The 22681-nt window shown below is 74.0% G+C and carries 25 protein-coding genes; 14 read left to right on the top strand and 11 right to left on the bottom strand.

Features of this window, described 5'->3' with window-relative positions:
• Nucleotides 1-10: 10 nt before the first annotated feature.
• From ABT057_RS16020 to ABT057_RS15990, 7 genes are read right to left on the bottom strand one after another with little or no spacing between them, the layout of a single operon-like run.
• A complete protein-coding gene (locus ABT057_RS16020) occupies nt 11-658 on the bottom strand; it encodes a YveK family protein (protein WP_352343577.1) in 648 nt (215 codons plus the stop codon).
• Nucleotides 655-1830: a glycosyltransferase gene (locus ABT057_RS16015; RefSeq protein ID WP_352343576.1), complete on the bottom strand. Its 1176-nt coding sequence runs from the start codon at nt 1828-1830 to the stop codon at nt 655-657. The genes ABT057_RS16020 and ABT057_RS16015 overlap by 4 nt, the downstream gene beginning before the upstream one ends.
• Nucleotides 1827-2549: a polysaccharide deacetylase family protein gene (locus ABT057_RS16010; RefSeq protein ID WP_352343574.1), complete on the bottom strand. Its 723-nt coding sequence runs from the start codon at nt 2547-2549 to the stop codon at nt 1827-1829. The genes ABT057_RS16015 and ABT057_RS16010 overlap by 4 nt, the downstream gene beginning before the upstream one ends.
• Complete coding sequence (murJ, locus tag ABT057_RS16005) at nt 2533-4206, bottom strand: murein biosynthesis integral membrane protein MurJ (protein ID WP_352343573.1); 1674 nt, start codon at nt 4204-4206, stop codon at nt 2533-2535. The genes ABT057_RS16010 and murJ overlap by 17 nt, the downstream gene beginning before the upstream one ends.
• Entirely contained in the window at nt 4203-5534 is a 1332-nt protein-coding gene (locus ABT057_RS16000; protein ID WP_352343572.1) for an O-antigen ligase family protein, read from the bottom strand. The genes murJ and ABT057_RS16000 overlap by 4 nt, the downstream gene beginning before the upstream one ends.
• Nucleotides 5535-5542: 8 nt before the next feature.
• Nucleotides 5543-6964, bottom strand: coding sequence for a sugar transferase (locus ABT057_RS15995; RefSeq protein WP_352343571.1), 1422 nt, complete (start codon nt 6962-6964; stop codon nt 5543-5545).
• On the bottom strand, nt 6961-8136 hold the full coding sequence (locus ABT057_RS15990; RefSeq protein ID WP_352343570.1) for a glycosyltransferase: 1176 nt from the start codon (nt 8134-8136) through the stop codon (nt 6961-6963). The genes ABT057_RS15995 and ABT057_RS15990 overlap by 4 nt, the downstream gene beginning before the upstream one ends.
• Before the next feature lie 446 nt (nt 8137-8582).
• Between ABT057_RS15990 and ABT057_RS15985 the strand changes: the two genes are divergently transcribed.
• The 8 genes from ABT057_RS15985 to ABT057_RS15950 all read left to right on the top strand — a co-directional run bounded on the left by ABT057_RS15985 (nt 8583) and on the right by ABT057_RS15950 (nt 13539).
• Entirely contained in the window at nt 8583-8822 is a 240-nt protein-coding gene (locus ABT057_RS15985; protein ID WP_352343569.1) for a chaplin, read from the top strand.
• Between the two features lie 179 nt (nt 8823-9001).
• Nucleotides 9002-9637 carry a hypothetical protein gene (locus ABT057_RS15980; protein ID WP_352343567.1) on the top strand — a complete coding sequence of 212 codons (636 nt, stop codon included), beginning with the start codon at nt 9002-9004 and terminating at the stop codon, nt 9635-9637.
• A 177-nt stretch (nt 9638-9814) separates the two neighbouring features.
• The gene (locus ABT057_RS15975; RefSeq protein WP_352343566.1) at nt 9815-10102 is read left to right on the top strand and encodes a hypothetical protein; all 288 of its coding nucleotides are present in this window, start codon (nt 9815-9817) and stop codon (nt 10100-10102) included.
• Nucleotides 10103-10273: 171 nt separating this feature from the next.
• Nucleotides 10274-10777 carry a DUF5949 family protein gene (locus tag ABT057_RS15970; RefSeq protein ID WP_352343564.1) on the top strand — a complete coding sequence of 168 codons (504 nt, stop codon included), beginning with the start codon at nt 10274-10276 and terminating at the stop codon, nt 10775-10777.
• A gap of 5 nt (nt 10778-10782) precedes the next feature.
• Nucleotides 10783-11367, top strand: a complete 585-nt coding sequence (locus ABT057_RS15965; RefSeq protein WP_352343563.1) for a vitamin K epoxide reductase family protein — start codon at nt 10783-10785, stop codon at nt 11365-11367.
• 132 nt (nt 11368-11499) lie between these two features.
• Complete coding sequence (locus tag ABT057_RS15960; protein WP_352343561.1) at nt 11500-12021, top strand: hypothetical protein; 522 nt, start codon at nt 11500-11502, stop codon at nt 12019-12021.
• Between the two features lie 188 nt (nt 12022-12209).
• Entirely contained in the window at nt 12210-12689 is a 480-nt protein-coding gene (locus ABT057_RS15955; protein ID WP_352343560.1) for a tyrosinase cofactor, read from the top strand.
• Nucleotides 12673-13539: a tyrosinase family protein gene (locus ABT057_RS15950; RefSeq protein ID WP_352343559.1), complete on the top strand. Its 867-nt coding sequence runs from the start codon at nt 12673-12675 to the stop codon at nt 13537-13539. Before ABT057_RS15955 ends, ABT057_RS15950 begins: the two co-directional genes overlap by 17 nt.
• A 74-nt stretch (nt 13540-13613) precedes the next feature.
• Here the strand turns inward: ABT057_RS15950 and ABT057_RS15945 are convergent, their stop codons facing one another.
• From ABT057_RS15945 to ABT057_RS15930, 4 genes are all read right to left on the bottom strand, one after another.
• Nucleotides 13614-13928, bottom strand: a complete 315-nt coding sequence (locus ABT057_RS15945) for a chaplin (protein WP_352343558.1) — start codon at nt 13926-13928, stop codon at nt 13614-13616.
• 116 nt (nt 13929-14044) lie between these two features.
• Nucleotides 14045-14323, bottom strand: coding sequence for a phosphopantetheine-binding protein (locus tag ABT057_RS15940; protein ID WP_352343557.1), 279 nt, complete (start codon nt 14321-14323; stop codon nt 14045-14047).
• Nucleotides 14320-15399, bottom strand: a complete 1080-nt coding sequence (locus tag ABT057_RS15935) for an HAD-IIIC family phosphatase (RefSeq protein ID WP_352343556.1) — start codon at nt 15397-15399, stop codon at nt 14320-14322. Before ABT057_RS15935 ends, ABT057_RS15940 begins: the two co-directional genes overlap by 4 nt.
• Nucleotides 15396-17159: a GNAT family N-acetyltransferase gene (locus ABT057_RS15930; protein ID WP_352343555.1), complete on the bottom strand. Its 1764-nt coding sequence runs from the start codon at nt 17157-17159 to the stop codon at nt 15396-15398. Before ABT057_RS15930 ends, ABT057_RS15935 begins: the two co-directional genes overlap by 4 nt.
• A gap of 425 nt (nt 17160-17584) precedes the next feature.
• Between ABT057_RS15930 and ABT057_RS15925 the strand changes: the two genes are divergently transcribed.
• From ABT057_RS15925 to ABT057_RS15900, 6 genes are all read left to right on the top strand, one after another.
• Nucleotides 17585-17965 carry an S-adenosylmethionine decarboxylase family protein gene (locus ABT057_RS15925; protein ID WP_352343553.1) on the top strand — a complete coding sequence of 127 codons (381 nt, stop codon included), beginning with the start codon at nt 17585-17587 and terminating at the stop codon, nt 17963-17965.
• A 27-nt stretch (nt 17966-17992) separates the two neighbouring features.
• A complete protein-coding gene (locus ABT057_RS15920) occupies nt 17993-18700 on the top strand; it encodes a 4'-phosphopantetheinyl transferase family protein (RefSeq protein WP_352343552.1) in 708 nt (235 codons plus the stop codon).
• A 77-nt stretch (nt 18701-18777) separates the two neighbouring features.
• On the top strand, nt 18778-19020 hold the full coding sequence (locus ABT057_RS15915) for a hypothetical protein (protein ID WP_352343702.1): 243 nt from the start codon (nt 18778-18780) through the stop codon (nt 19018-19020).
• Nucleotides 19017-21293: a heavy metal translocating P-type ATPase gene (locus ABT057_RS15910; RefSeq protein ID WP_352343551.1), complete on the top strand. Its 2277-nt coding sequence runs from the start codon at nt 19017-19019 to the stop codon at nt 21291-21293. Before ABT057_RS15915 ends, ABT057_RS15910 begins: the two co-directional genes overlap by 4 nt.
• Entirely contained in the window at nt 21290-21811 is a 522-nt protein-coding gene (locus tag ABT057_RS15905; protein ID WP_352343550.1) for a copper chaperone PCu(A)C, read from the top strand. The genes ABT057_RS15910 and ABT057_RS15905 overlap by 4 nt, the downstream gene beginning before the upstream one ends.
• A 93-nt stretch (nt 21812-21904) precedes the next feature.
• Nucleotides 21905-22576 (top strand): hypothetical protein, encoded by a 672-nt coding sequence (locus ABT057_RS15900; protein WP_352343548.1) that lies wholly within the window; start codon nt 21905-21907, stop codon nt 22574-22576.
• The last annotated feature ends 105 nt before the right edge of the window (nt 22577-22681 follow it).

The raw sequence follows: 22681 nt of genomic DNA, 5'->3' as shown, positions 1-22681 counted from the left end.
TACACCGGTGTCACACCATCCCGTGGACGTCCGCGGCGAGCGCCGGAGCCGGCAGCGCGGCAGGCCCGGCCGTTGTCGACTCCCCCTCGCGCCTCGGCCGCACCAGCAGCGCCAGACCGCCCAGCAGGCCGCCCGCGCTCGCCCCCACCAGACCGGTGAGCACCGGCGACGGGGAGGACGGGTCGGTGGGGCGGACCGCGGGCGCGAACTGCTCCAGTTCGACGTTGGTGGTCTTCCGGACGGCCTTGGAGTGCCGGGTCAGCGCGAGGGAGACCGCGTTGGCCATGTCGGCGGCCAGGTCGGCGCGCGACGCGGTGGCCGTGATCGAGACCATCGGGGCGTCCGGCGAGGTCGCCGTCTGCACGTTCCGCTGGAGCGTCCTCACCGGCACCCCCGCCCGCTTCTGGGCGTCCCCGAGCACCGCGAGCTGGGTCGCGACCCGCCCGTAGGCCTGCGCGAAGCCCAGCGCGGCCGCCGGGTCGGACTTCTCGGTGGGGACGGCGACGACATAGGCGGTCGCCGTGTAGACGGGCGGCTGCAGGGCGCCGTACGCGCCGCCGAGGAGACCGCCCGCGACCGCCCCGGCGGCCAGCAGCGACCAGGGCGGCAGCGACCTGACGCGGCGCGCGGCGGCGGGGCGGCGAGAGTGCTCGGTCATGGGGAACTGACTCCCTGGGGTGTCGGGGAAGCGGAGACGTCGGAGGAAGCGGCGGACGGCAGGGGGTGTCCGGACAGCGCGGCCGTGTACACGTCCATGAGCCGGGCGGCGCTGTGGGTGACGGCGTAGTGCCGGGCGGCGTCGGGCGCGGTGCGGGGGCCCGGCGGCGCGGCGCGCGTCTCGGCCAGCGCGCGGGCGAACGCCGAGCTCCCGCCGCTCACCTGGCGGGCGCCGGGGGCGGGGAGGCGCTCCAGGGCGGGGCAGGAGGCGTAGAGGACGGGCAGTCCGGACGCCAGTGCCTCCACGACCGCCAGGCCGAAGGTCTCCTCGGGGGACGGGGAGGCGAGTACGTCCATGGCGCAGACGAGCGAGGGCAGGTCGGGCCCTGGGGTGCCGTCCGGGACGTAGGGCCGCTCGCCGGTGAACAGCACCCGGCCGGCGACCCCCGCCTCGTGCGCGGTGCGCCGCAGCACGCCCTCCTCGGGGCCGCCGCCGACCAGCAACAGCCGGTGGTCGGAGGGGAGTTCGGCGAGGGCGCGGACCACGACGTCGAAGCGCTTGGCCGCCGTGAGGCGCCCGATGCAGCCGACGACGTACGCGTCCTGGGGCAGGCCGAGTCGCTGCCGGGTGCGTGCGCGGGCCGCCGGGTCGAAGCGGAAGCCGGCCAGGTCGATGCCGTTGGGGACGACCGCGATCCGGCGGGCCGGGACCCCCCAGGCCGTCAGCCGGTCGGCGACTGCGGGGGAGACGGCGATCGTCGCGCGGCCCAGCCGCTCACTGGCGAGGTAGAGCGCCCGCACCCCGGCGGACAGCCTTCGCCCCTCCAACTGCGTGTTCCCCAGGGAGTGTTCGGTGGCCACGACCGCCCGTACCCCGGCGAGCCGCGCCGCCGGGCGGCCGTAGACGCAGGCGCGGTAGAGATGGGTGTGGACGAGGTCGTAGCCGCCGGAGCGGATGAGCCGGACCAGCCGGGGGAAAGCGGCCAGGTCGCGGTTGCCGCGCATGCCGAGGTCGGTGACCCGGACGCCGTCGGCCCGCAGTCCGTCCGCCACCGGGCCCGGGTTCGTCAGCGTCACCACCTCGCACTCCACCGGCAGGTGCCGCAGCAGCAGCCGCAGTTGCTGCTCGGCGCCGCCCACCCCGAGCCCCGTGATGATGTGCAGGGCCCTCATCGCAGCCCCCGCACGGGACGGCGGCGCAGCGGATGCAGCCGGTACTTGAGGAGGAGGCGCGCGGAGGTGTCGTTCTGCCCGATGTGCACGCGCGGGAAGACGTGCAGCCCGTTGAGCTCCCCGGGGTCGATCGCGCAGGCGTAGGTGTACCCGGCGTCGCGTACAGCGTCCCGGACCCGCTCGTCGACCGTCCCGTACGGGTAGCAGAAGCCGGCCGGCTCGGTGCCCAGCAGCTGGCCGAGCGCGGTGCGGCTGCCGGCGGTCTCGGCGTTCAGGGTGCGGTCGTCGGCGCGGGTGAGGTCGACGTGGGTGAGGCCGTGCGAGCCGATCTCGATGCCCTCGGCCGCGGCCCGCCGGATGCCGTCGGCGGTGAGCAGCGGTTTGCGCGGGCCGAGCGGGTCCCAGGCGTTCTCCCCGCCGAGCCGGCCGGGCAGCACGAACAGGGTGGCCGTGCAGTCGTGCCGGCGCAGCACCGGCAGGGCGTCGGTGAGGAAGTCGGCGTAGCCGTCGTCGAAGGTGAGGCCCACCAGGTTTCTCCGGGTGGGCGCGGCCAGCAGCTCCGCCATGGAGACGCCCCTGAGGCCCCTGCGGGTCAGCCAGGCCAGCTGCCCGTCCAGCCGCTCGGGGGTGACCGTGACCCGGTAGGGGTCGTCGGAGCAGTCGCCCACGGAGTGGTACATCGCCACCCACGGAACCTTGGTGTCAACGGGAACGGACATACGGCAGCCTTCGGGTCGCGGAACGTACGGAACGGAGTGCGCGGACGACGCCCTGGGCACCCAGGGCCCGGCCGAGCAGGAGGAACACGGCGGTCACGGTGAGACCCCCGGCGAGCAGCCCGGACAGCGGGCCGGGATATCGCTCGGCGGCGAGCACCCCGGCCAGGGCCGCGCCCAGGGCCGCGGCCGCCGGCCGGCCCAGCTCTAGCAGCACGCCCCGGACCCGGATCGGGACGCTGCGGGGGCCCGTCCCGGCCAGCAGCACCAGGGCGGTGACGGTGATGCCGGTGGCGTTGGCGGCGGCGATCCCGTACACGCCCCAGCGGCCCACGGTCAGCGCGCCGGCGCAGGACGTCACGACGATGCCCGAGGCCATCGCGCCCACCGGGTACCAGCGGCCGCGGCCCCCCGAGAAGTAGGAGCGCACGAGCACACCGGTCAGGGTCTGGCCGAGCAGCCCGAGCGCGTACACCCGCATCACCCCGGCCGTCGCGGCCGTGTCCCGCGCGGTGAACGCGCCCCGCTGGAAGAGGAGTTCGATGATCTGCGGGGCGCAGGCCACAACGGCGGCGGTGCCGAGCAGCACGATGCACGCGGCCAGCGAGAGATCCCGCTCCACCCGGCTGCGGGCCCGCTCGGTGTCCCCCTCGGCGAGCGCCCGCGCGACCACCGGGAAGGTGACCGTGCACACCATCACCGACAGGATCATCGGCATCTGCGCGACCTTCTGCGCGTAGTTGAGGTGCGAGATCGCCCCGGCGGGCAGGTTCGAGGCGAGGAACCGCTCGATGAGGACCTGCGACTGCCGGCACAGCGCGAACAGCAGCACGGTCACCAGCAGCGCGGTGTCCAGCGGCCGCGGCTCCTCCGCGACGGCCTCCCGCCCCGTGGTCCGCCTCCGCAACTGCCGCAGCAGAGAAGGAAGTTGCACGAGGACCATGAGGAACCCGCCGGCCGCCACCCCGGCCGCCGCCGAGCGCACCCCCCAGCGCCCGCCGAGCACGAACATCCCGGTGACGATGCCGACGTTGTACGCCACGTAGATCGACGCGGGCGCCACGAACCGGCGGTGCGCGCGCAGGGCCGCGCTGCAGTACCCGGCGAGCCCGAAGCTGACCACGCAGGTCGCGGTGAGCCGGGTGCAGTCGACGGCGAGGGCGGGGTCGGGCAGCCCCGGGGCGAGCGCCCCGACCAACCGGGGCGCGATGCCGACGCACAGCGCGCCGACGGCGGTGAACGCCAGCGACAGCCGTGGGAGCGTCCCGGCGACCAGGGCGCGCACCGGGTCGCCGGGGACGCCCTGCGAACGGCGGGCCAGCGCCATGCTGAACGCCGGGATCAGCGCGAAGGCCAGCCCGTCCTCGATCAGCAGAGTGGCCGCGAACTCCGGCACGGTCCACGCGACGAGGAAGGAGTCGGTGTCGCTGCCCGCCCCGAACAGCCGCGCCAGCGCCTGGTCCCGGACCAGCCCGAGCAGCGAACCGGCGACCGAGAGCACTGCGGTGAGAAGGGCGGCCCTGGCGAGGAAACCCCCTGAGGCGGCGGGGAGTTCACCATCCTCGTGGGGCGGGGTCCGTTCGGCGGGTCCGGCGGAGCGGGCCCCCGGTACGGCCGGTCCGCCGTCGGCCGGAGGGACGCGGGAGGACGTCGGCCTCATCGGGTGCCGGCCTCCCCGCCCACCAGGGCCCACCAGGACGCGAGGCCGAGGACGACGGCGGTCAGGACGGTGGAGGGGCCGCCGATGTCGGCGTAGAAGAAGTCGGTGAGCTGCCAGGTCAGCAGACCGCAGGCGACCAGGGCGCAGTCGAGGCCGGGGCCGGACGACCGGTGCACCAGCAGCAGGTTCCGCAGGCCGCACACCAGCAGGGCCAGCCAGCCGCCCGCCAGGGCCGGCAGCCCGAGGAGACCCTGCTCGCTCAGGATCAGCAGGTACATGTTGTGCGGGGAGAGCAGCGGTTGGCGGACGAACCCGGAGCCCGCGCCGTCGGTGTCGCTGCCCGAGGACAGGGCGAGCGAGGCGTGCGCGTCCCGGTGTTCGGGGAAGCCCTTCAACCCGACACCGGTCAGCGGCTGTTCGCGCCACATGCCGACCGCGGCCGCCCACATCGTGTACCGGTCGGTGACCGACTGGTCGGGGGCGTCGGTCACCTGGGTGATGCTGCTCACGCGCTCCTGCAGCATCGCCGAACCGACCCCGAAGCCGCCGACCAGCACCACCCCCGCGGCCAGCACGACGCCCGCCACCTTCAGGGCACGCCTGAGCCCGGCCAGTACGAGCTGCGCCGAGCAGGTCACCGCGGTCGCGATCCACGCGCCCCGGCTGAAGGACAGGGCGAGCGGGGCGAGGAGCGCGAGCGCGCACAGGGTGGCGATCGTGCGCTGCCGCACGGAGCGGCCGCCGAGGGCCAGGCCCAGCGCGCAGATCAGGCCGAACGACACGACTGTCGCCATGCCCATCACGTCCTGCGGCCCGAAGGTGCCGACCGCGCGGATCATCTCGCCCTGGTAGGAGGCGCCGGTACCGGTGACGAACTGGTGGACGCCGACCGCCCCCTGCCAGCCCGCGAGCCCCACGAACGACCAGGCCGCCACCCGGAAGTCGGACCGGTCGCGGATCAGCAGCAGCACGGCCGCCGGGACCAGCACGAAGACCTGGAGATAGCGGCCGAGGCCGGTCAGCCCCTCGCCCGGCGAGGACGCCCCCGTCGCGGCGAGCGCGAGCCCCGTCACCGGCAGCCCCAGGATCAGCGCGGCTCGGCGCGACAGCGGGCGCCGCCGCTGCCGCAGCAGCCGGACCGCGCAGAACAGGACGACCAGGGCGGACACCGCGTCCGCCGGACCGGCCCCGCCCCCCCCGCCGGGAGAGACGGGCAGACCGAGCAGGGCGACCACGGCGACGACCGGCAGCACCGGCGACAGGGTCCGGGCGCGCGGCCGGGACGGGGACAGGGGCGGGGACAGAGGCGCGGAGGGGACCAGGGTCATCGGACGGTTCAGCTCCCGGTCGGCCGCACGAGGGCGGCCGCGGTGCGCAGCAGGATGCAGATGTCCTGCCACAGCGACCAGTTGTCGATGTAGGCGTTGTCGAAGCGGGCCCGGTCCTCGATGGAGGTGTCCCCGCGCAGGCCCTGCACCTGGGCGAGCCCCGTGATGCCGGTGCGCATCCGGTGGCGGGCCGCGTAGCCGGGGTACGTCTGGCTGAACTGGCCGACGAAGAAGGGCCGTTCGGGGCGCGGGCCGACCAGGCTCATGTCGCCCCTGAGCACGTTCCACAGCTGGAGCAGCTCGTCGAGCGACGTCTTGCGCAGGAAGCGGCAGAAGGGGGTCATCCGCACCTCGCCCGCCACGCTCCAGCGGGTCGCGGACTCGTGCTCGTCGACCGGGCGGTGGGTGCGGAACTTCAGCAGGGTGAAGGGGCGCCCGTCCTTGCCGATGCGCTCCTGGTGGAAGACGACCCCCGGCCCGTCGGTCAGCCGCAGCACCAGCGCGCACACCAGCAGCAGCGGGGCGAGCAGCAGCAGGAGGATCCCGGAGACCGCCACGTCCAGCAGCCGCTTGCCGAGGCTGCCCCGGTGGCCGAGGTCCAGGTCCAGGCGGCGGCAGGCGAACCCGGCGAGCTGCTCCCGGCTCGCGTACGTGGGGGAGTCGGCGTCGACCTCCCACACCGTGCAGCCCGACGCGGCCAGCGCCCGCAGCAGCGGGCTCTGCCGGGAGCGGACGGCGGGGTGGACGCACAGGACGTCCTGGACGCCGTTCTGGATGATGGCCCGCTGCACCTCCTGGCCGGTGGTCAGCACCGGCAGTCCGTCCCTGCCGTCCGGCCGTTCGGCGACCACGCCCACCGGCTCCACCCCGCAGCGCGGATGGCGCAGCACGGCGGCGGCCACCCGCTGGGCGGTCGGGGCGGGGCCGATGACCAGCGCGGCGCGCGGGCTGCGCAGCAGCGCCCGGCGGCGGCGCAGATGGGCGAGGCCGCGCCCGGCGCAGGCGGCCGCGGTCTGGAGGGTGAAGCCGAGGAGCAGGGTGCGTGCGGAGAGCGCGTGCGCCGGGTGCCAGGCCGCGACGAGCGCGCCGAGCGTCAGCCAGGCCACCGCGATCCGGCCGCAGACGGTGGGCAGTTCGTCCAGGACGCCGGTCACGGCACTCGGTCTCCGGGAGCGCACCGTTATGGCCGTGGCCAGCAGCAGGGCCGCCAGCGGCGGCCGGTGTCCCGCGGTGAGCAGTGCCGCCGCGCCCGCGAGGGCGGCGAGGGCGTCGGCGAGCAGCAGCTGCAGCGGGGGCGGGGCCGGGGGACGCCGGGTGGGGAAGCGGAGGCCCGTGCCGCTCTTTCGTCGTGGAACGACCGAGAGCGGCGGGTACCCGGGCCCCGGGCCGGGCGAGGGGACGGTGCTCTCCGCAGTGCTTTCCGCGGTCACGGGTGGATGGACTCCCTGGACTCGGTGGGCACGACTCTCGGCGCGGGCACCGGGCCGAGCAGGTCGCGGTACAGGTCCGCGACCGCTGCGGCCGTGCGCCGTACGTCGTGCGTGGACAGGACGTGACGGCGCCCCTGCACGCCGAGCGAGGCACGCAGCGGCGCGTCGGACAGCAGGCCGGCGACGGCCCCGGCCAGCGCCGGCGGATCGCCGGCGGGCACCAGACAGCGGGGCGCGAGGGCGGCCGGCAGGCTCTCCCGCGCGCCGTCCACCTCGGACACCACCACCGGCCGGCCGCAGGCCAGCGCCTCCAGCGGGGCCAGCGCCATGCCCTCCCAGCGCGAGGGCAGCACCACCAGATCGGCGGCCCGGTACCAGGGGACGGTGTCGATGGCGGCCCCCGCGAAGAACACCGACTCCGGCGCCGCGGCCCGCAGCCGCTCCGCGTCGGGACCGTCCCCGACCAGGACCAGCCGGGCGGCCGGCACCCTCGCCGAGATGTCCTTCCACGCCTCCAGCAGGACGTCCTGCCCCTTCTGCCTGCACAGCCGTCCCACGCACACCACCAGCGGCGCGGCCGGGTCGAGACCCGGCAGGAGACCGGCCCGTACGACGTCGGCGGGCGCGGGACGGAAGCGCTGGGTGTCGACGCCGTTGGGGACGACGCTCCACCGGCCCGAGATCCCGGCGCGCATGCCGGTGGTGCGCTCCGCCTCGCTCACGCACACCAGCCGCGCCGCCCAGCGCGCCCCGAACCGCTCCCACTTGAGGGCGAGCGCGGCGGTGGCCCCGCCGACCGCCTCGAAGGACCAGGCGTGCGGCTGGAACACGGTCGGGATCCGCCCCCGCACCGCGAGCCGCCCGGCGAGCCCCGCCTTGGCGCTGTGGGCGTGCACCAGTGTTGGGCGTACCTCGTCGAGCAGGCGGGCCAGTCGCCGTACCTCTCCGGGCAGCGAGGGCCCGGGCGACCGGGTCGCCTCCCACCGCCGTACGTCCGCGCCCAGGGAGCGCAGCCCCCCGGCGAGGGCGCTGTCGGGACAGGCCACGGTGACATGCAGCCCGGCCGCGAGCTGGGCCCGCGCCAGGTCGGTCACGACCCGGGCGACCCCACCGTCCACGGGCTGGGTGAGGTGCAGGACCCGGGTTCCGACGTCGGGTTCTGGCTGGTGCATCGCGCGGTTTCCTCGCTCACGGTGGCGCTCGGGACGGGCGGCGGGCGCGCTGACTTCTCGTCCGTGTGCCGACGGCGACGAAGTGCGCCCCGGCCCACGCCGCGTCCCGGTGAGGAACGAGCCGGAACACCGGCTGGTCACCGCCCTGCCGCAAACCCGCGCCGAGATCGAACAGACCGTCGGCGGGTGCGCGCGGGGCGGTGTGCGCCGGGACACGCGCCTCCGGAGCCGCCCCGGCTCCCTGACCGTGGAGTTCAACACATCGTCAGATCGATTGACCGGCGGGCCGCCGCGGAGGCGGACACGGGGTGGCCGGGCGCGGGTCGAGAGCGTGAGCGAATCAGTTCACTCCTCTGGCGGCACAACCCTCGACGGCGTCGCGCGTTGACACAGCGCCGGGCATCCCCGCCCAGTGTTTGTGTCGAAGATCCAAGGAGCACCTCTCCATGTCGCGTATCGCGAAGGGCCTGGTCCTGACCTCCGTTGCCGCCGCGGCCGTCGCCGGCGCTTCCGGCATCGCCGCCGCCGACAGCGGCGCGAACGGTGTCGCCGAGCACTCCCCGGGATTGCTGTCGGGCAACGTCCTGCAGATTCCCGTCCACGTGCCGGTGAACATCTGCGGCAACACGATCGACGCGCCCGGTCTGCTGAACCCGGCGTTCGGCAACACCTGCGTCAACGACTGACGTCACGACACCTCTTCGTCACGTCTTCGCCGAACGGCCGCCCTCCTGCCAGGAGGGCGGCCGTTCGGCTGTGCGGGCACCTCCGCGAATGGCTCACGTAAGGCGTTCGCTCTGTTGCGGAGTGTGATCACTGCTTTCACGGTGGGGTCAGGATCCGACGCACATCGAAAGGAACCCCCATGCGTGGTCTGCCCGTACGGCGAATCGCTTCCACCGCTGTCTGCGCCACTGTCGTCCCCCTCGTCCTCGGGTTCGCCGCACCCACCGCCGTCGCGGCCGGCGCGGCTCACGAGCGCGGCGCCGCGGCGGCCGGTGCGCCCGTCCCCGGCGCGGACGCGCTGCTCGCCCGGGCCGAGAACCTGGGCGGTCCGGGAGCCGTGCTCGAACCGGTCACCGATCTCGTCACCACCGCCCTCGAGGCCGACGACGGCCGGATCACCGCCGACCGGGCGAAACAGCTGTCCGACGCGATCGACGCGGCCACCGCAAAGATCACGGCGGCGGACTCCGCGCCGCCCGCCGACAGGAAGGCCGCCGCCGACCCGGTGGACGACGCGCTCGCCGCCCTGGAGGTGCAGGTGGCCGCACTGCTCGCGGCCGTCACCTCCGGTGACGCCGACCAGGTCCTGCCGGCCGCCACCGGCGTGGTGACCGGCCTGGCCGCCCTGCTCGCCGCCGCGCTGGACGCCGCCGGCCTGCCGCTGCCGAGCCTGGCCGACCAGCCGGTGTCGGCTCCCGAACCGTCGGTGTCCACGCCGTCGCTCCCGCTCTGGACACCGGTGGGGCCGACCGGGAACCTGCTTCCGGCGCCCTGACGGTTTTACCGATTCCGCACCCTGGGTTCGAATCCGGGGTGCGGAGTCTCTCTGTGCACGCACTTTCCGCGACGCACTTTCGGCGCACGGGGTTTCCGGATCCGACGGGAATCGTTGTACACGGCGTCAGAATTCCCCCCGGAATTCGTGTCGAAAATCCCCTCGAAAGGAACCCCGATGAAGTCCCTCAAGGCTGCCGTTGTCGTTGCCGGGTCCATGGTCCTCGCCGGCGCCGCCGCGCCCGCGTTCGCCGCCCCCGCCGACCTCACGCCCACCAGCCTCAACGGCGCCGTGGACTCGATCACCCGGGGTGGTGTCACGGTGAAGGACGTGATGCCGCTGCAGCACCAGTCGAACGCGCTCGACAGCGAGAACAAGGACTCCGTGCTCAGCACCGTCAAGGGCGCGACCGGTGCGCTCAACGCCCACAACCCGCTCCTCGGCGGGCTGCCCCTGCAGAGCTGAGGCCCCGCTTCCGGAGGGCCGGCCCCGTACCGTACGGGACCGGCCCTCGGCGCCGGTGCGACGTGCCGTAGGACGGCGGGGTCCCTCGTTCGTGTGGAGCGGCCGCGTGGCGTCCTCCGGTCGGGTGAGTACGGGTCCGGGCGGCCGCCGGTGCGCCGATAGGGTCGCGCGGTGACCTCAACCCCAAGCGCAACCCGTCCCTTCCGTGCGGCCGACCTGGGCACCCTCGTCGTGGTGCCGTGGAGCGGCGAGGCTCCCGACGGCAGAGACATGCCCTACCTGCTGGCCTGCTCCCTCGGCGACGCGGCGGACGGCGACGCCGAGACGACCGCCGCCGCCATCGAGCGGCTGCTCACCGACAACGGCCTGCCCGTCGGCGGCGACCTCGTCGACGGCACCCAACGGCCCAGCCTGCCGGTCACCCTGCTCGTCGAGTCCGGCGCGGCGGTGCTGCACATGCCGACCCACAACGCCCAGTGCGTGCCGACGCCGGAGTGGCTCGCTGCGGTCGCCCAGCGCGGCTACGCCTACCTCGTCTTCACCACCCGCCCGTGGCCCGAGGTCGTCCCCGGCCGGCCCATCGAGCCCGAGGCGCTGGCCGAGTTCGCGGGCGCCGACGACACTCTCCGCGCGGCGGCCCACATCGTCCTGCCCGCCCGCAGCCTGCGCGGCTGAGACCCGTGCCGAGGGCAGCGGGCGGCAGCCGCGCCTTCGCCCTGCTGCTCGTCCTCACCGGCGCGGCCGGGCTGCTGGCCTCCTGGGTCATCACCCTCGACAAGTTCAAGCTGCTGGAGGACCCGGACTTCACCCCGGGCTGCAGCCTCAACCCGGTGGTGTCCTGCGGCAGCGTCATGAAGAGCGACCAGGCCTCGGCGTTCGGGTTCCCCAACCCGATGCTGGGTCTGGTGGCCTACGGCGTCGTCGTGTGCGTCGGTGTCGGCCTGCTGGCCGGCGCCGCCTTCCCCCGCTGGTACTGGCTCACCTTCACCGCCGGCTGTGTCTTCGGCGTCGGCTTCGTGACCTGGCTGCAGTTCGAGTCCCTGTACCGGATCAACGCGCTGTGCCTGTGGTGCTGCCTGGCGTGGATCGCCACGATCCCGCTGTTCTGGTACGTCCTCTCCTTCGACGTGGGCAACGGGTTCCTGCCGGCGCCGGCCGCGCTGCGGACGTTCTTCGCGGAGTTCACCTGGGTCGTGCCGGTGCTGCACATCGGCGTCGTCGGCATGCTGGTCCTGACCCGCTGGTGGGATTTCTGGACAAGCTGACAGGTCCTTTCGTAGGCCGACTACGGCAGTCGGGGGAATTGTGAACTGATGCCTTTTCCCGGCTCGTTACCCGGTACGGACGCACAGCCCCCGAACTCCTCCGTACTCCTTCCGAAAGGGCCCGTACCCGAGATGAAGCCGACCACCCGAGGAACCCTGGCCGCAGTGCTGACCTGTGTGGCGGCCGCAGCGGCCTCGGCCACCGCCGTGACTCCCGCCGCCGCCGTCGGCACGGTCCCCGTCCCGGTCCCCCTGGACGGCGTCGAGAAGTCCCTCGACGTGGAACTGCCCCGGATCGGCGGCGAGATCCCCCTGCCGACGCCCGGCGCGCCCGAGGGCCCGCGCTATGCCGAGGGCCGCCTGATCCCGGAACGGGCCGTCCCGCAGCTCCCCGTCAGCGGCGGACTGCCCGGCGCCGGTGTCCGCGCCCCCGTGCCGGAGACCCTCGGCAACGGCTTCAACCACGTCGGCCTCGACGCCCCCGCCTCCGACCTGCGCACACTCGGCCCCGGCGTGGCCCTGGACGCCCCGCTCACCGCGCCCAACCCCGACAACTTCGGCCTGCCGGACCTGAAGCCGCCGCAGGCCGGCGTGCTCACCCCGGTGCTGCAGACCGCGCCGGGCGCGGACCTCGGCCTGGGACAGGGCCTCTAGGGCGGCAAACGCCCTTGCCGCGCGCGGTGGGAGGAGAACAACGGGCCCGGACGCCGCTGTCCGGGCCCGTCCGTGTGCTTCGCGGTGACCCCGCGGGCCGCCGGACGGTTATCGCTGAGGACTACCCGTCCCGGCGCATCACCCCGGCACAACGCCCGGCAGACAGCGCCCCGCACAAGGAGCACACCATGGTCGTCGACGTCGACGCGGTACCCGTACCCGTATCCGCACCGGAAGGGAAGACGGGACCGGCGAGATCCCGGAGCCGGCGGGATCTGCTGCGCGGGCTGTTCGGCACCGCCGCCGGCCTCGCGCTCGTCCCGGTCGTCGCCGCCTCCTGGCCGCCCGACCCGGAGGGGGACCTGCCGGGCATCGGATTCGACGAGATGTACCGGGGCCGGCACATCCAGGGCGTCCTCGCCCCGTCCGCCCGCGCCGCCGTCGGCGGCGGCGCCCACTGGCAGGTCACGGTCGACGGCCGCCCGCTGCACCTGATGCGCCGCGCCGACGGCACCTGGCTGAGCATGGTCGACCACTACCGCTCGTACGACACCCCGCTGGAGGCGGCCCGCGCGGCCGTCGACGAGCTGGGGCCGGGGGAGAAGCTGCGCGAGACCGGCCCGGACCACGGCCACCACCTGGGGGGCGGGCATGGTCTATACGCGTAAGAACGTCAGCAAGCTGACCGCCAACGAGCGGCGGCGGTTCGTGAAGGCGCTGCTGGAGATCAAACGGCGCGGAGAGTACGACGAGTTCGTGCGGACGCACATCGACCACTACGTCTCCGACGGCGAGGGCGGTCTGCGGACGGCCCACATGGCGCCCTCCTTCCTGGCCTGGCACCGCCAGTTCCTGCTGGAACTGGAGAAGGCGCTGCGCCGCGTCGACTCCTCGGTGACCGTGCCCTACTGGGACTGGACGCGCGACCGCAGCGCGACCGCGGCGCCCTGGACCAAGGACCTCCTCGGCGGCAACGGGCGGCCCTCCGACCGCCAGGTGACGACGGGGCCGTTCGCCTACGCCACCGGCAACTGGACGCTCAAGGAGAACATCACGGACGGCACGTTCCTCACCCGGGACCTCGGCCGTGCCGCGAGCCCCATCGAGCTGCCCACCAGGAGCGAACTGGAGTGGGCGCTGCAGGACCCGGTCTACGACAGCTCGCCCTGGGACTCCACGGTCACCGTGGGCTTCCGCAACAAACTCGAGGGCTGGGGGACCGGGCGGGGCAGCGTCGCCTGGCGCAACCACAACCGCGTGCACCGGTGGGTCGGCGGGGAGATGCTGGGCGGCGCGTCCGTCAACGACCCCGTGTTCTGGCTGCACCACGCCTTCATCGACCTGGTGTGGACCCGCTGGCAGGCGCGTCACCGCAAGCACCGCTATCTGCCCGCCGAGCCGCCGGCGGCGGGCAGCCGGCAGTACCGCCGGGTCGTCGCCCGCCACGAGAAGCTGCCGCCGTGGGACGTGACACCGAACCAGTTGGAGGACATGTCCGGGATCTACCGGTACGCGTGACCGGCTGCGGACAGGGTCCGTGACAGGGGAGAGCCCCGGCGCTCGAGGTGCCGGGGCTCTCTCGGTACTGCTGGTCAGCCGCCGTAGCCGTGCCCGCGCTCGTGCTCACGCTCGTGCTCGTGCTTGTCGCCACGGTCCACGCCGTGGTTGCTGACGTTGGCGCAGGTGTTGCCGAAGGCCGGGTTCAGCGCGCCGGTCAGGTTGACCGTGTTGCCGCACAGGTTGACCGGGATGTGGATCGGGACCTGGACCGCGTTGCCCGACAGAACACCCGGCGAACCCACGGCCGCGCTCTGCGCACCAGCGTCCGCCATGGCCAGGCCGGCTCCGCTGACCACCACGGCGCTGGTGCCGAGGGCAACAGCGGCCACCTTCGCGATGCGAGACATCACGTTCTCCTTAAGGGATTCGGTTCGCGCGGCGGCAGGGGGCGCCACCGCACTCCCCGTTCAACGCCGCCGCCCAGGCCGGGTCACGGCACGTCCGTACGGATCACCCTGGGTGGCTAGTGCGACTGGACATGCGTCGTGACGAACTCGGTCAGTGTGGCGATCGACTGCAGACTGTCCAGGCTCAGGTCGAGCGCGGCGACGTCCACCCCGAACCGGGTGTCGATGGCGCCCAGCAGGGTCACCCCCGCCAGCGAGGTCAGGGCGATCTCCGGGCCGAACAGCTCGGTGTCGGAGGGGAGCCGGGCGATGAACACCGGGTCCAGGCGGGCGGCCTCGGCGAGCATCGAGCGGATGTCCCGGTCCACCGTGGCGTGGTCGTGGGCGGCCGTCACGCGTCGGCGTCCTTTCGGTCGGTCACCCGGAGATGGGGTGGCGGGGTCGGCAGGGTGCCGTCGAGGGACCTGGCGAGTTCCGCCGAGTCGGGCGCGGCGGCGGTGGCGGTGGTGTCGTCGGTGCGGCGCAGGCCCGCCTGGCGGAGCAGGATGCGCATCTCCAGGTTGGCGTCCGTGGGGCGCAGGGTCACCCGGAACTCCTCGGCGCCGGCCTCCCGGGCCCGTGCCATCAGCCAGAACAGGAAGCCGGCCGCGGCGCCCCGGCCGGCGACCCGGCAGGACAGGGCGAGCAGGGGGACGGACCACACGGCGGGCGCGGTGCGGTCGACGAGGGCGGTGCCGATGACGCCGTACGACCCGAAGCGGTCGGCCATGCGGGCGGTGAACAGCTCGTGGCCGTCCGCAGCGGCCAGCTCACGCAGCCGCTCCGGGGTGAGGCCGGAGGAGTTGAGGCGGTGGGTGCGGGCGGCGAGCTCCAGCGCGCGGGGCGCCTCGTCGGGGGTGGCCGCGCCGACCGTGAGCCGCATCGCGCACCAGCGCAGGAACTCCTCCCGGGTGCCCTGGAAGCGCTCGCTCTCGGCGCGGCGGGTCTCCTCGGTGCGGTAGCGGCCCACCCGTTCGCGTGACTCGGGGGTGACCTCCCGGCCCTCGAACGCGGCCGACAGCGCGGGCACGTCCTCGGGGGCGAGGGTGCGGACGCCGGGCAGCAGGGCCTCGACCTCGGCGCGCTCGTAGGGCGAGTCGTCGACCAGGACCAGCGCGTCCACGGCGATCCCGAGATCCTTCGCGATCCTGCGCAGCGACTCGCTCTTGTCCTGCCAGGACACCTGCGGGGCGAGGAAGCGCTCGCGCACCTCGGGGCGGTCGGCCGCCAGCCGGTCGAGCACGGCGGGCGCGCTGCGGCTGGCGATGCTGCTGAGCACGCCGTGGGCGGCCAGCCGGTCGATCGCGGCCAGCATCTCGGGTCGGGGAACGGGCAGTTCGCCGGTGGCGGACTCGACGGCGATGTCGTCCCAGAGGGTGCCGTCGAGGTCCCAGACGACGCACTTGACCCGGTCGGGCGCGAAGCCGGTCATCGCTCGCCGCCCTCCTCGGGGAGGAACAGCTTCATCGACAGGCTGGTGGGGTCGAAGCCGAACTTGCGGTAGACCGTGCGCATCGGGACGTTGCCGACGTGGACACGGCCGACGACCTCCGTGATGCCGTTCGCCACGCAGAACTCCAGGCCCGCGGTGAGCAGCAGCTCGGCGACGTCACCGCGGTTGTCCAGCGGGGCGACCGCCAGGGAGCGGAAGTTGGCGTACCGGTCGCCGGTCATCGCGTTCTGGTTGATGCTCACCCAGCACCAGCCGACGGGTTCCCCGCCCGGCCGGTCCGCGACGATCATGCCTTCCCTGGACTTCTCCATGGCCTTGCCGAGGCGTGCCGCCCAGCGGGCCGGGTCGTCGATCGCGTCCTCGCCGAAGGAGACCCGGGCGATCTCGGCCTCGAACGCCCCGATGGCGGGCAGGTCGCGCTCGTCGGCCTGCCGGATGGCGTAGGGGCGGGCCCGCTGTTCGAGGGCGGCGCGGACCTCGGGGGCCGGGGGGTGCCAGCCGATGGTGCGGCCGGTGGGAGCGGGGACGGGGGTGGGCGCGGGGGCCGTCTCCCCGGACCCGACGGTCGCCGGGGCCGGGGCCGGGGCAGGGGCGGGCTCGACCGTGATCAGGCGGCCCGGGCGGAAGGGGCCCTTGCCGCAGTGGGGGCAGCCGTCGGCGCGCAGGGCGGCGACCGAGGTCCAGCGGGCGCCGGGGCCGACCGGGACGGTCCTGCCGCAGGCCGCGCACGTGTACTCGCGCTGCCGGGTCCGTTTGTCGCCGGTGTAGAGGGGACCGCTGTAGTCGCCCTGCGCGGAGGCGGTCGAGCTGGTGGTGAGGAGGTGCTGGAAGAAGCCGACACCGCCGAGGATGCCGCTGCCCTCGTACTCGTTGAAGTTGCGGATGTAGCCGTTGGTGACCAGGCCGAGCGCCATGATCTCCCGCTGGACCTCCAGCATCTCGTCGGGGCTCTTGCCGCCGAAGGAGAAGAACACGCTGTGCGCGGGGCCGGGCCGCAGCCCCTCCACCGCGCGGGAGAGGAAGAGCCGCGCCCCCTCCGGGGTGTACGGCGGGTCGGTCATCGCCACGTCGTGCCGTCCGTGCAGTTCCTTCGGCAGCGGGTGGCGCAGGTCGTGCCGGACGGTCTCGACGCGGGTGCCGAGGCCTCCCGCGACCTTCTGGACGTAGTCCAGGATCTCGTCGGAGATGTCCACGACGGTGACCCGCTCGACGATCGGCCCGCCGAGGACGTCGCCCACCACGGCGACGGCGAGCGAGACCAGGTCGTCGTCGCCGATCAGCAGGAGCGAGCCGCCCGGCAGCGCGCCCGCCGTGAGCAGCGCAAGCACCCGGCGCACCTTGGTCTCCGCCGTGCAGTGCGACTGGTCGATCGCCATGTCGGCGGCGGGACCCGACTCCATCAGCGCCCGCAGCCGTGGTACGGCCTCGGCCAGCACGTCGGGGATCACCAGCTCACGGCCGTCGCAGGTGCGGCAGGTGGCGTCGAGGGAGAGGTCCATGCCGAGCCGGGCGACGAGATCCTGCCCGGCCTCGGTCAGCCGGGACGGGCGCTGCTCGGTGACGAGACCCCGGCGGCGCAGCTCGTTGCCCAGCGCGGCCACGATCGGGACCGGCAGTCCGGTGGCGCGGCTGAGTTCCTTGGTGGAGGCGGGGGCCAGGCGGCGCAGGGCGCGCAGGACGGACCGGACTCCGGGCGGGCCCTCCTGCAGCCGGACGGCGTCCGCGACTTCGCTGAGCACGGAATCGGCGGTGGTGCTCCGAGGGTGCCGACGCGGGTTCGTCACAATGCTGCTCCATGCAAGCTACTGACGGATTACGGGACCATCGAGTATACGGGCTGGTGAGCGGGTCATCGGACTAGGAGTGGCGAGCGGAATTCGAATGCGTGAATCCAATACCGGAATGGGATTTATCCGGTGTTCTCCGGGCGGATTTACGGGAAGGCCCGGCCAGGCAATCCCAGGGGGGTGTCAGATGAATATGCCCGATGTCCCCCGGCCTCCTTGACGTACTGTGCTCGCGAGCCGTAGAGCGCCCCGGATGCTACGCTGGGCACCTCCGGGTGCCGCTTACCGGCCTCGCGAACTTCCTCTTCGGCCGCGCGGACCAGCGCATATCTATGTGAAAGGAGACGGGGGCGGCGGTTCGTCACCCCCGGTTCCCCATGACCAACTCCGCCAGCCTCGCCACCGAGGGTATAAACGTCGACGATCTGTGCTCTTATGCCGTTGACGTGTGGGTGAGCGACCACAGCATCCTGACCGACGAGGAGCGCCTCCTCCAGGTGCTGCGCACGGCCGCCGAAAAGGGAAACGCCACGGTTCTCGGTGAGGCTTCGCACGTTTTCCCGAACGGTGCTGTCACCGCCATTCTCCTGCTTTCCGCCTCGCACCTGAGCATTCACACCTGGCCGGAATTCAGCCTGGCCAACGTGGACCTGCTCGCCTATGGCCGGCTGAACGGCGAGCGCATGATGCAGAGCGTGGAACTCGGCCTTTCCCCCACGAAGATCAACGTGACGCGCATGCTGCGCGCCGTGCACTAGTTCCCCGCGTATCGCGTCGTGCTTTCCGTGCGGGTCTCGTGGGCGCGTCTCGGCGCCGCCCACGAGGGCCTGCTGCCTTTGCTGGACGCGGTGGAGCGGCGCCGTCACGACACGATCGTCGACCCCGCCACCCGGGACCGCTTCCTCCTCGGCTGCGCCCTCAGCCGGCTCCGCCTGGGAGAACGTCTCGACGTGCCCCCGGCGGACGTGCCGCTGCGGCGCGAGTGCCCGCACTGCGGCGGTCCGCACGGCAAGCCCCGTCTCGCCGTCCCCTCGCCGTACGCCTTCTCGGTGACCCACAGCGGCGGACTCGTCGGCGTCGCCGTCTGCCGGGGCGCGGAGGTGGGCCTCGACCTGGAGGAGGCAGACGCCCCCCTGGACGTGGACGCCGCCGCCCGGACCGCCCTCGCCGCCCCCGAACTCACTGCCCTGTACGCCCGCCCCTCCGCCGGGCGGCAGGCCGCCTTCCTGCGTGTCTGGACGCGGAAGGAGGCCGTGCTCAAGGCGCTCGGCGTGGGTCTGCGGGTCCCCCTGCGCGAGTTGCGGGTGTCCGCCCCCGAGGAGCCGCCGGCCGTCCTGTCCTGGCCGCGGCAGCTGACCGCCCGGCCCGGGGTGGGGATGGCGGACCTGCTCGTCGACGGGACGCATCCCGCGTCGGTCGCGGTGACCGGCGCGCGCGGGGTGGACGTCACCTGCGACGACGGGACGGCCGCCCTGGCCGCCTACGTCCCCTGAGGTCCAGGGCCCTTGCCGTGACGCGCACCACACGACGCCCCGGGAACCCGGCTCGCCGCCACCCCGACTACCGAGTCGTGATCGACGAGTCCCGGCAAGCCTTCCCGTACGCCCTCTGCGGATTTCTCCTGCTCCTGTCCCTGATCTTCGCCGTTTCCCACGCAGTGGGTGCCGCCGCGGGTCCCGTCGCGCCCGGAATGCACGGCGACAGCACCGGCGGCGACGGAGGCGGTGACAGCGGCGGTGGCGGGGAAATCCCCGACACGGGCGACACGCACGACACAGGCGGCATGGGCGACATGCAGGGAGGGCACGGGTGACGGGCGCCGAACCGGGGGCCACCCTGGTCACGACCGATCTGACCGTCGGCGGGATGACCTGCGCGGCCTGTGTGACGCGGGTCGAGAAGAAGCTCGGCAAGCTGGACGGGGTGACGGCGACCGTCAATCTGGCCACCGGGCGGGCCCGGGTGAGCCATCCGGCGGACATCGCCCCCGAGGAACTCGCCGCGGTCGTGGAGAAGGCCGGCTACACGGCCGCGCTGCCGGAGCCGCCCAGGAAACCGGACCCCGAGGACGACGACGGCGGCGGTGAGTCCGAGGGCGCCCGGCAGGAACGGCACCGGCTCGTCGTCACGGCCGTCCTCGCGCTTCCCGTGCTCGTGCTGTCGATGGTGCCCGCCCTGCAGTTCCGCAACTGGCAGTGGCTGTGCTTCGCGCTGGCCGCGCCCGTCGCCGTCTGGGGGGCCTGGCCCTTCCACGCGCGTGCGGGCCGAGGGCTGCGGCACTCGGCGGCCACCATGGACACGCTGGTGTCCCTGGGCGTCGCGGCGTCCTTCGCCTGGTCGTCGTACGCGCTCTTCCTCGGCGGCGCCGGTGACCCGTGGATGCGGATGCCGTTCACGCTCGTGCCCTCCGCCTCGGACGGGGTCGCGCACATCTATCTCGAAGCGGCCGTCGGCGTGCCGCTGTTCGTGCTCACCGGGCGGCACCTCGAGGCGCGGGCACGGCACGGCACGGGGCGGGCGCTGCGGGCGCTGGCCCGGCTCGCCGCCCAGGAGGTGTCCGTCCGGGACGAGGACGGCTCCGAACGGCTCGTCCCCATCGAGGAGTTGACGGTCGGGCAGCTCTTCGTAGTGCGACCGGGGGAGCGTGCCGCGACCGACGGGCAGGTGGTGGAGGGCAGTTCGGCCGTCGACCTGTCCCTCGTCACCGGCGAGAGCGAGCCGGTCGAGGTCGGGCCCGGTTCGGCCGTGGTCGGCGGGGCCGTCAACTCCGGCGGACTGCTGCTCGTGCGGGCCACCGCGGTCGGCGCCGACACCCAACTCGCCCGGATCACCCGACTGGTGACGGACGCTCAGGCGGGCAAGGCCCGGGCGCAGCGGCTGGCCGACTCGGTGGCCGGGGTCTTCGTGCCCGTGGTGCTGGCGCTGGCGGTGACCACGCTCGGGTTCTGGCTGGGCGCCGGAGCCGATCCGCAGGCGGCGGTCACCGCGTGCGTGGCCGTGCTCGTCGTGGCGTGTCCGTGCGCGCTGGGCCTCGCGACCCCGACCGCGCTGATGGCCGCGACCGGCCGCGGCGCCCAACTGGGTGTCCTGGTCAGCGGGCCGCAGGCACTGGAGGGGCTGAGGCATGTCGACGCCGTCGTCCTCGACAAGACCGGCACCCTCACCTCCGGGCACATGAGCGTCGCCCGCGTCACCGCCCTCGCGGACGGCCTCGGCCGGGACGAGGTGCTGCGGCTGGCCGGCGCGGTGGAACAGGGCTCCGAGCATCCGCTCGGAAAGGCCCTCTGCGCCTACGCCCGGCGGGAGTCGGGCCAGGAGCCGCTGCCGGCGGTGACCGGATTCGGCGCCCTGCCAGGGCGCGGAGTGCGCGGGCGGGCCGAGGACCGGCTGATCGAAGTCGCGGCACCGGACGACGAGTTGCCCGCCGTGCTCGCGGAGGCGCTGACGGCCGCCGAGTCCGCCGCCCGTACGCCGGTGGTGGTCCGGGTGGACGGCAGGGCCGAGGCCCTGATCGAGATCGGGGACGTCGTACGGCCGGGCAGCCACCGCGCGGTGGACCGGCTGCGGCGGCTCGGCGTACGGCCCGTGCTCGCCACCGGCGACCGGGAGGCTCCCGCCCGAGCCGTCGCCGAGGCGCTCGGCATCGAGGAGGTGCACGCCCGCTGCGCACCCGAGGGCAAGGAGGCGCTCGTAAGGGAGTTGCAGGAACAGGGGTACCGGGTCGCGGTCGTCGGCGACGGGGTGAACGACGCGGCCGCGCTGGCGGGCGCCGACCTCGGGATCGCCATGGGCGGCGGCACGGACGTGGCCATCGGCGCCGCCGACGTGACCCTCGTGCGCGGCGACATCGAGGCCCTCGCGGACGCGGTCCTGCTGGCCCGGCGCACGCTGGGCACGATCCGCGCCAACCTGGTGTGGGCCTTCGGCTACAACGTCGTCACCGTGCCCCTGGCCATGGTCGGCCTGCTCAACCCGATGCTCGCGGCGGCGGCCATGTCGGTCAGCTCGGTGCTGGTCGTCGTCAACAGTCTGCGGCTGCGCGCCTGGCATCCCGCGCCCTCGGCGGTCAGGAGGCACGACCGGTGAACGTACGCGGCCGGATCACCGACGTCCTGCTCGCCGCGCTCGCGCCCGTCGCCGCGTGCGGCGTCGCGCTCGGCGGGCTGAGCGCGTGGACCGCCCACGGCAACGCCGGCAGCCCGCCCCGGATCAGGGTCACCGACGGCGAGGTGTTCGCGCCCTCCGGCGCCACCCCGGAAACGGCGGCCTTCTTCCGGATCACCAACAGCGGCGGCTCGGCGGACCGTCTGCTCGAAGTGACCTCCGGGGAAGCCGGGGAGACCTGGGAAGCCGGGGCGGGCACACCGACCCTGAGCAGACACGTCATGACCGGCGGCAACGCGGCCTCCGACCAGGCGGTGGCCTCCGTCGCCGTACCGGCCGGAGAGAGCCTCGCCATGTCCCCGGACGGCCTTGACGTGATCGTGCCGGCGAGGAAGGACTGGCAGGCCGGTGACCTCGTCGCCTTCACCCTGCACTTCGAGCACGCCGGGGCCGTGCGCACCCTCGCGGTCGTGGTCCGGCCGGGCCGGGACGCGACGTGACGACCGTCACTGGTCCCGGGTTGAGTGGCGGGCGCGGGTGGCGTGCGTACCCACTGGTGACGGGCGGAGCCCGGATACGAGGATGAGGCCGTCATGACTGTCGGTTGGTGCGCGCGCACGCTACGGGCCGCGATGTTCGCGGCCGTCTGTGTGCTGCTCGCCGCCCTCGGCCACATCCTGATGTCGGGCGACACCGTGCCCTGGTGGACGGCGGCGGCCGCCTTCGCCGTCACGAGCGGGGCCGGCTGGAGTCTGGCCGGCCGCGAGCGCGGACTCCCGGTCGTGGTGTCCGTCGTGGTCGTCGCCCAGGGCGCCCTCCACACGGCCTTCTCGCTGACCCGTTCGGCGGGGGCCGGTTCCGTCGCACACGGCATGGGCGGCATGTCCATGGAACCCATGGACGCGATGGACATGGGCTCCATGGGCTCCATGGACTCGGCGCACGCGGCGACCGCCGGGCACGTCGGTCACATGGCCCACGCGACCGGTGCCACCTCGTCCTTCGCCATGCTCGCCGCACACGCGCTCGCAGCCGTGCTGACCGGTCTGTGGCTGGCGTACGGCGAGCGGGCCGCGTTCCGTCTTCTGCGGACTGTCGCCGGATGGCTGGCCGCCCCGCTGCGGCTGCCCCTCGCCGCCCTGCCCGTCCCGCCGCGTCGGCCCGCCCTGCGGCCCGCGCGCGAGCGTTCGGCGCGGGTACCGCGGCTGACGCTCACCCACACGATCATCTCCCGGGGGCCTCCGGGCGGGACCGCTGTCGTCTGAGACAGCCGGCTTCCCGAGGCCGCTTTCCGGCGCCGAGTCCGTCGGCGCCGGGGCTTCGGGCGCGGGGCGTGCGCGGCGTACGCCTCCGTCCCCCTCCCGTCCCGG

Source organism: Streptomyces sp. NPDC002588, assembly GCF_040295925.1.
Classification (GTDB): domain Bacteria; phylum Actinomycetota; class Actinomycetes; order Streptomycetales; family Streptomycetaceae; genus Streptomyces.
The sequence above is the reverse complement of the archived record's forward strand: the minus strand, read 5'-3'. Positions and strand labels throughout refer to the sequence as shown.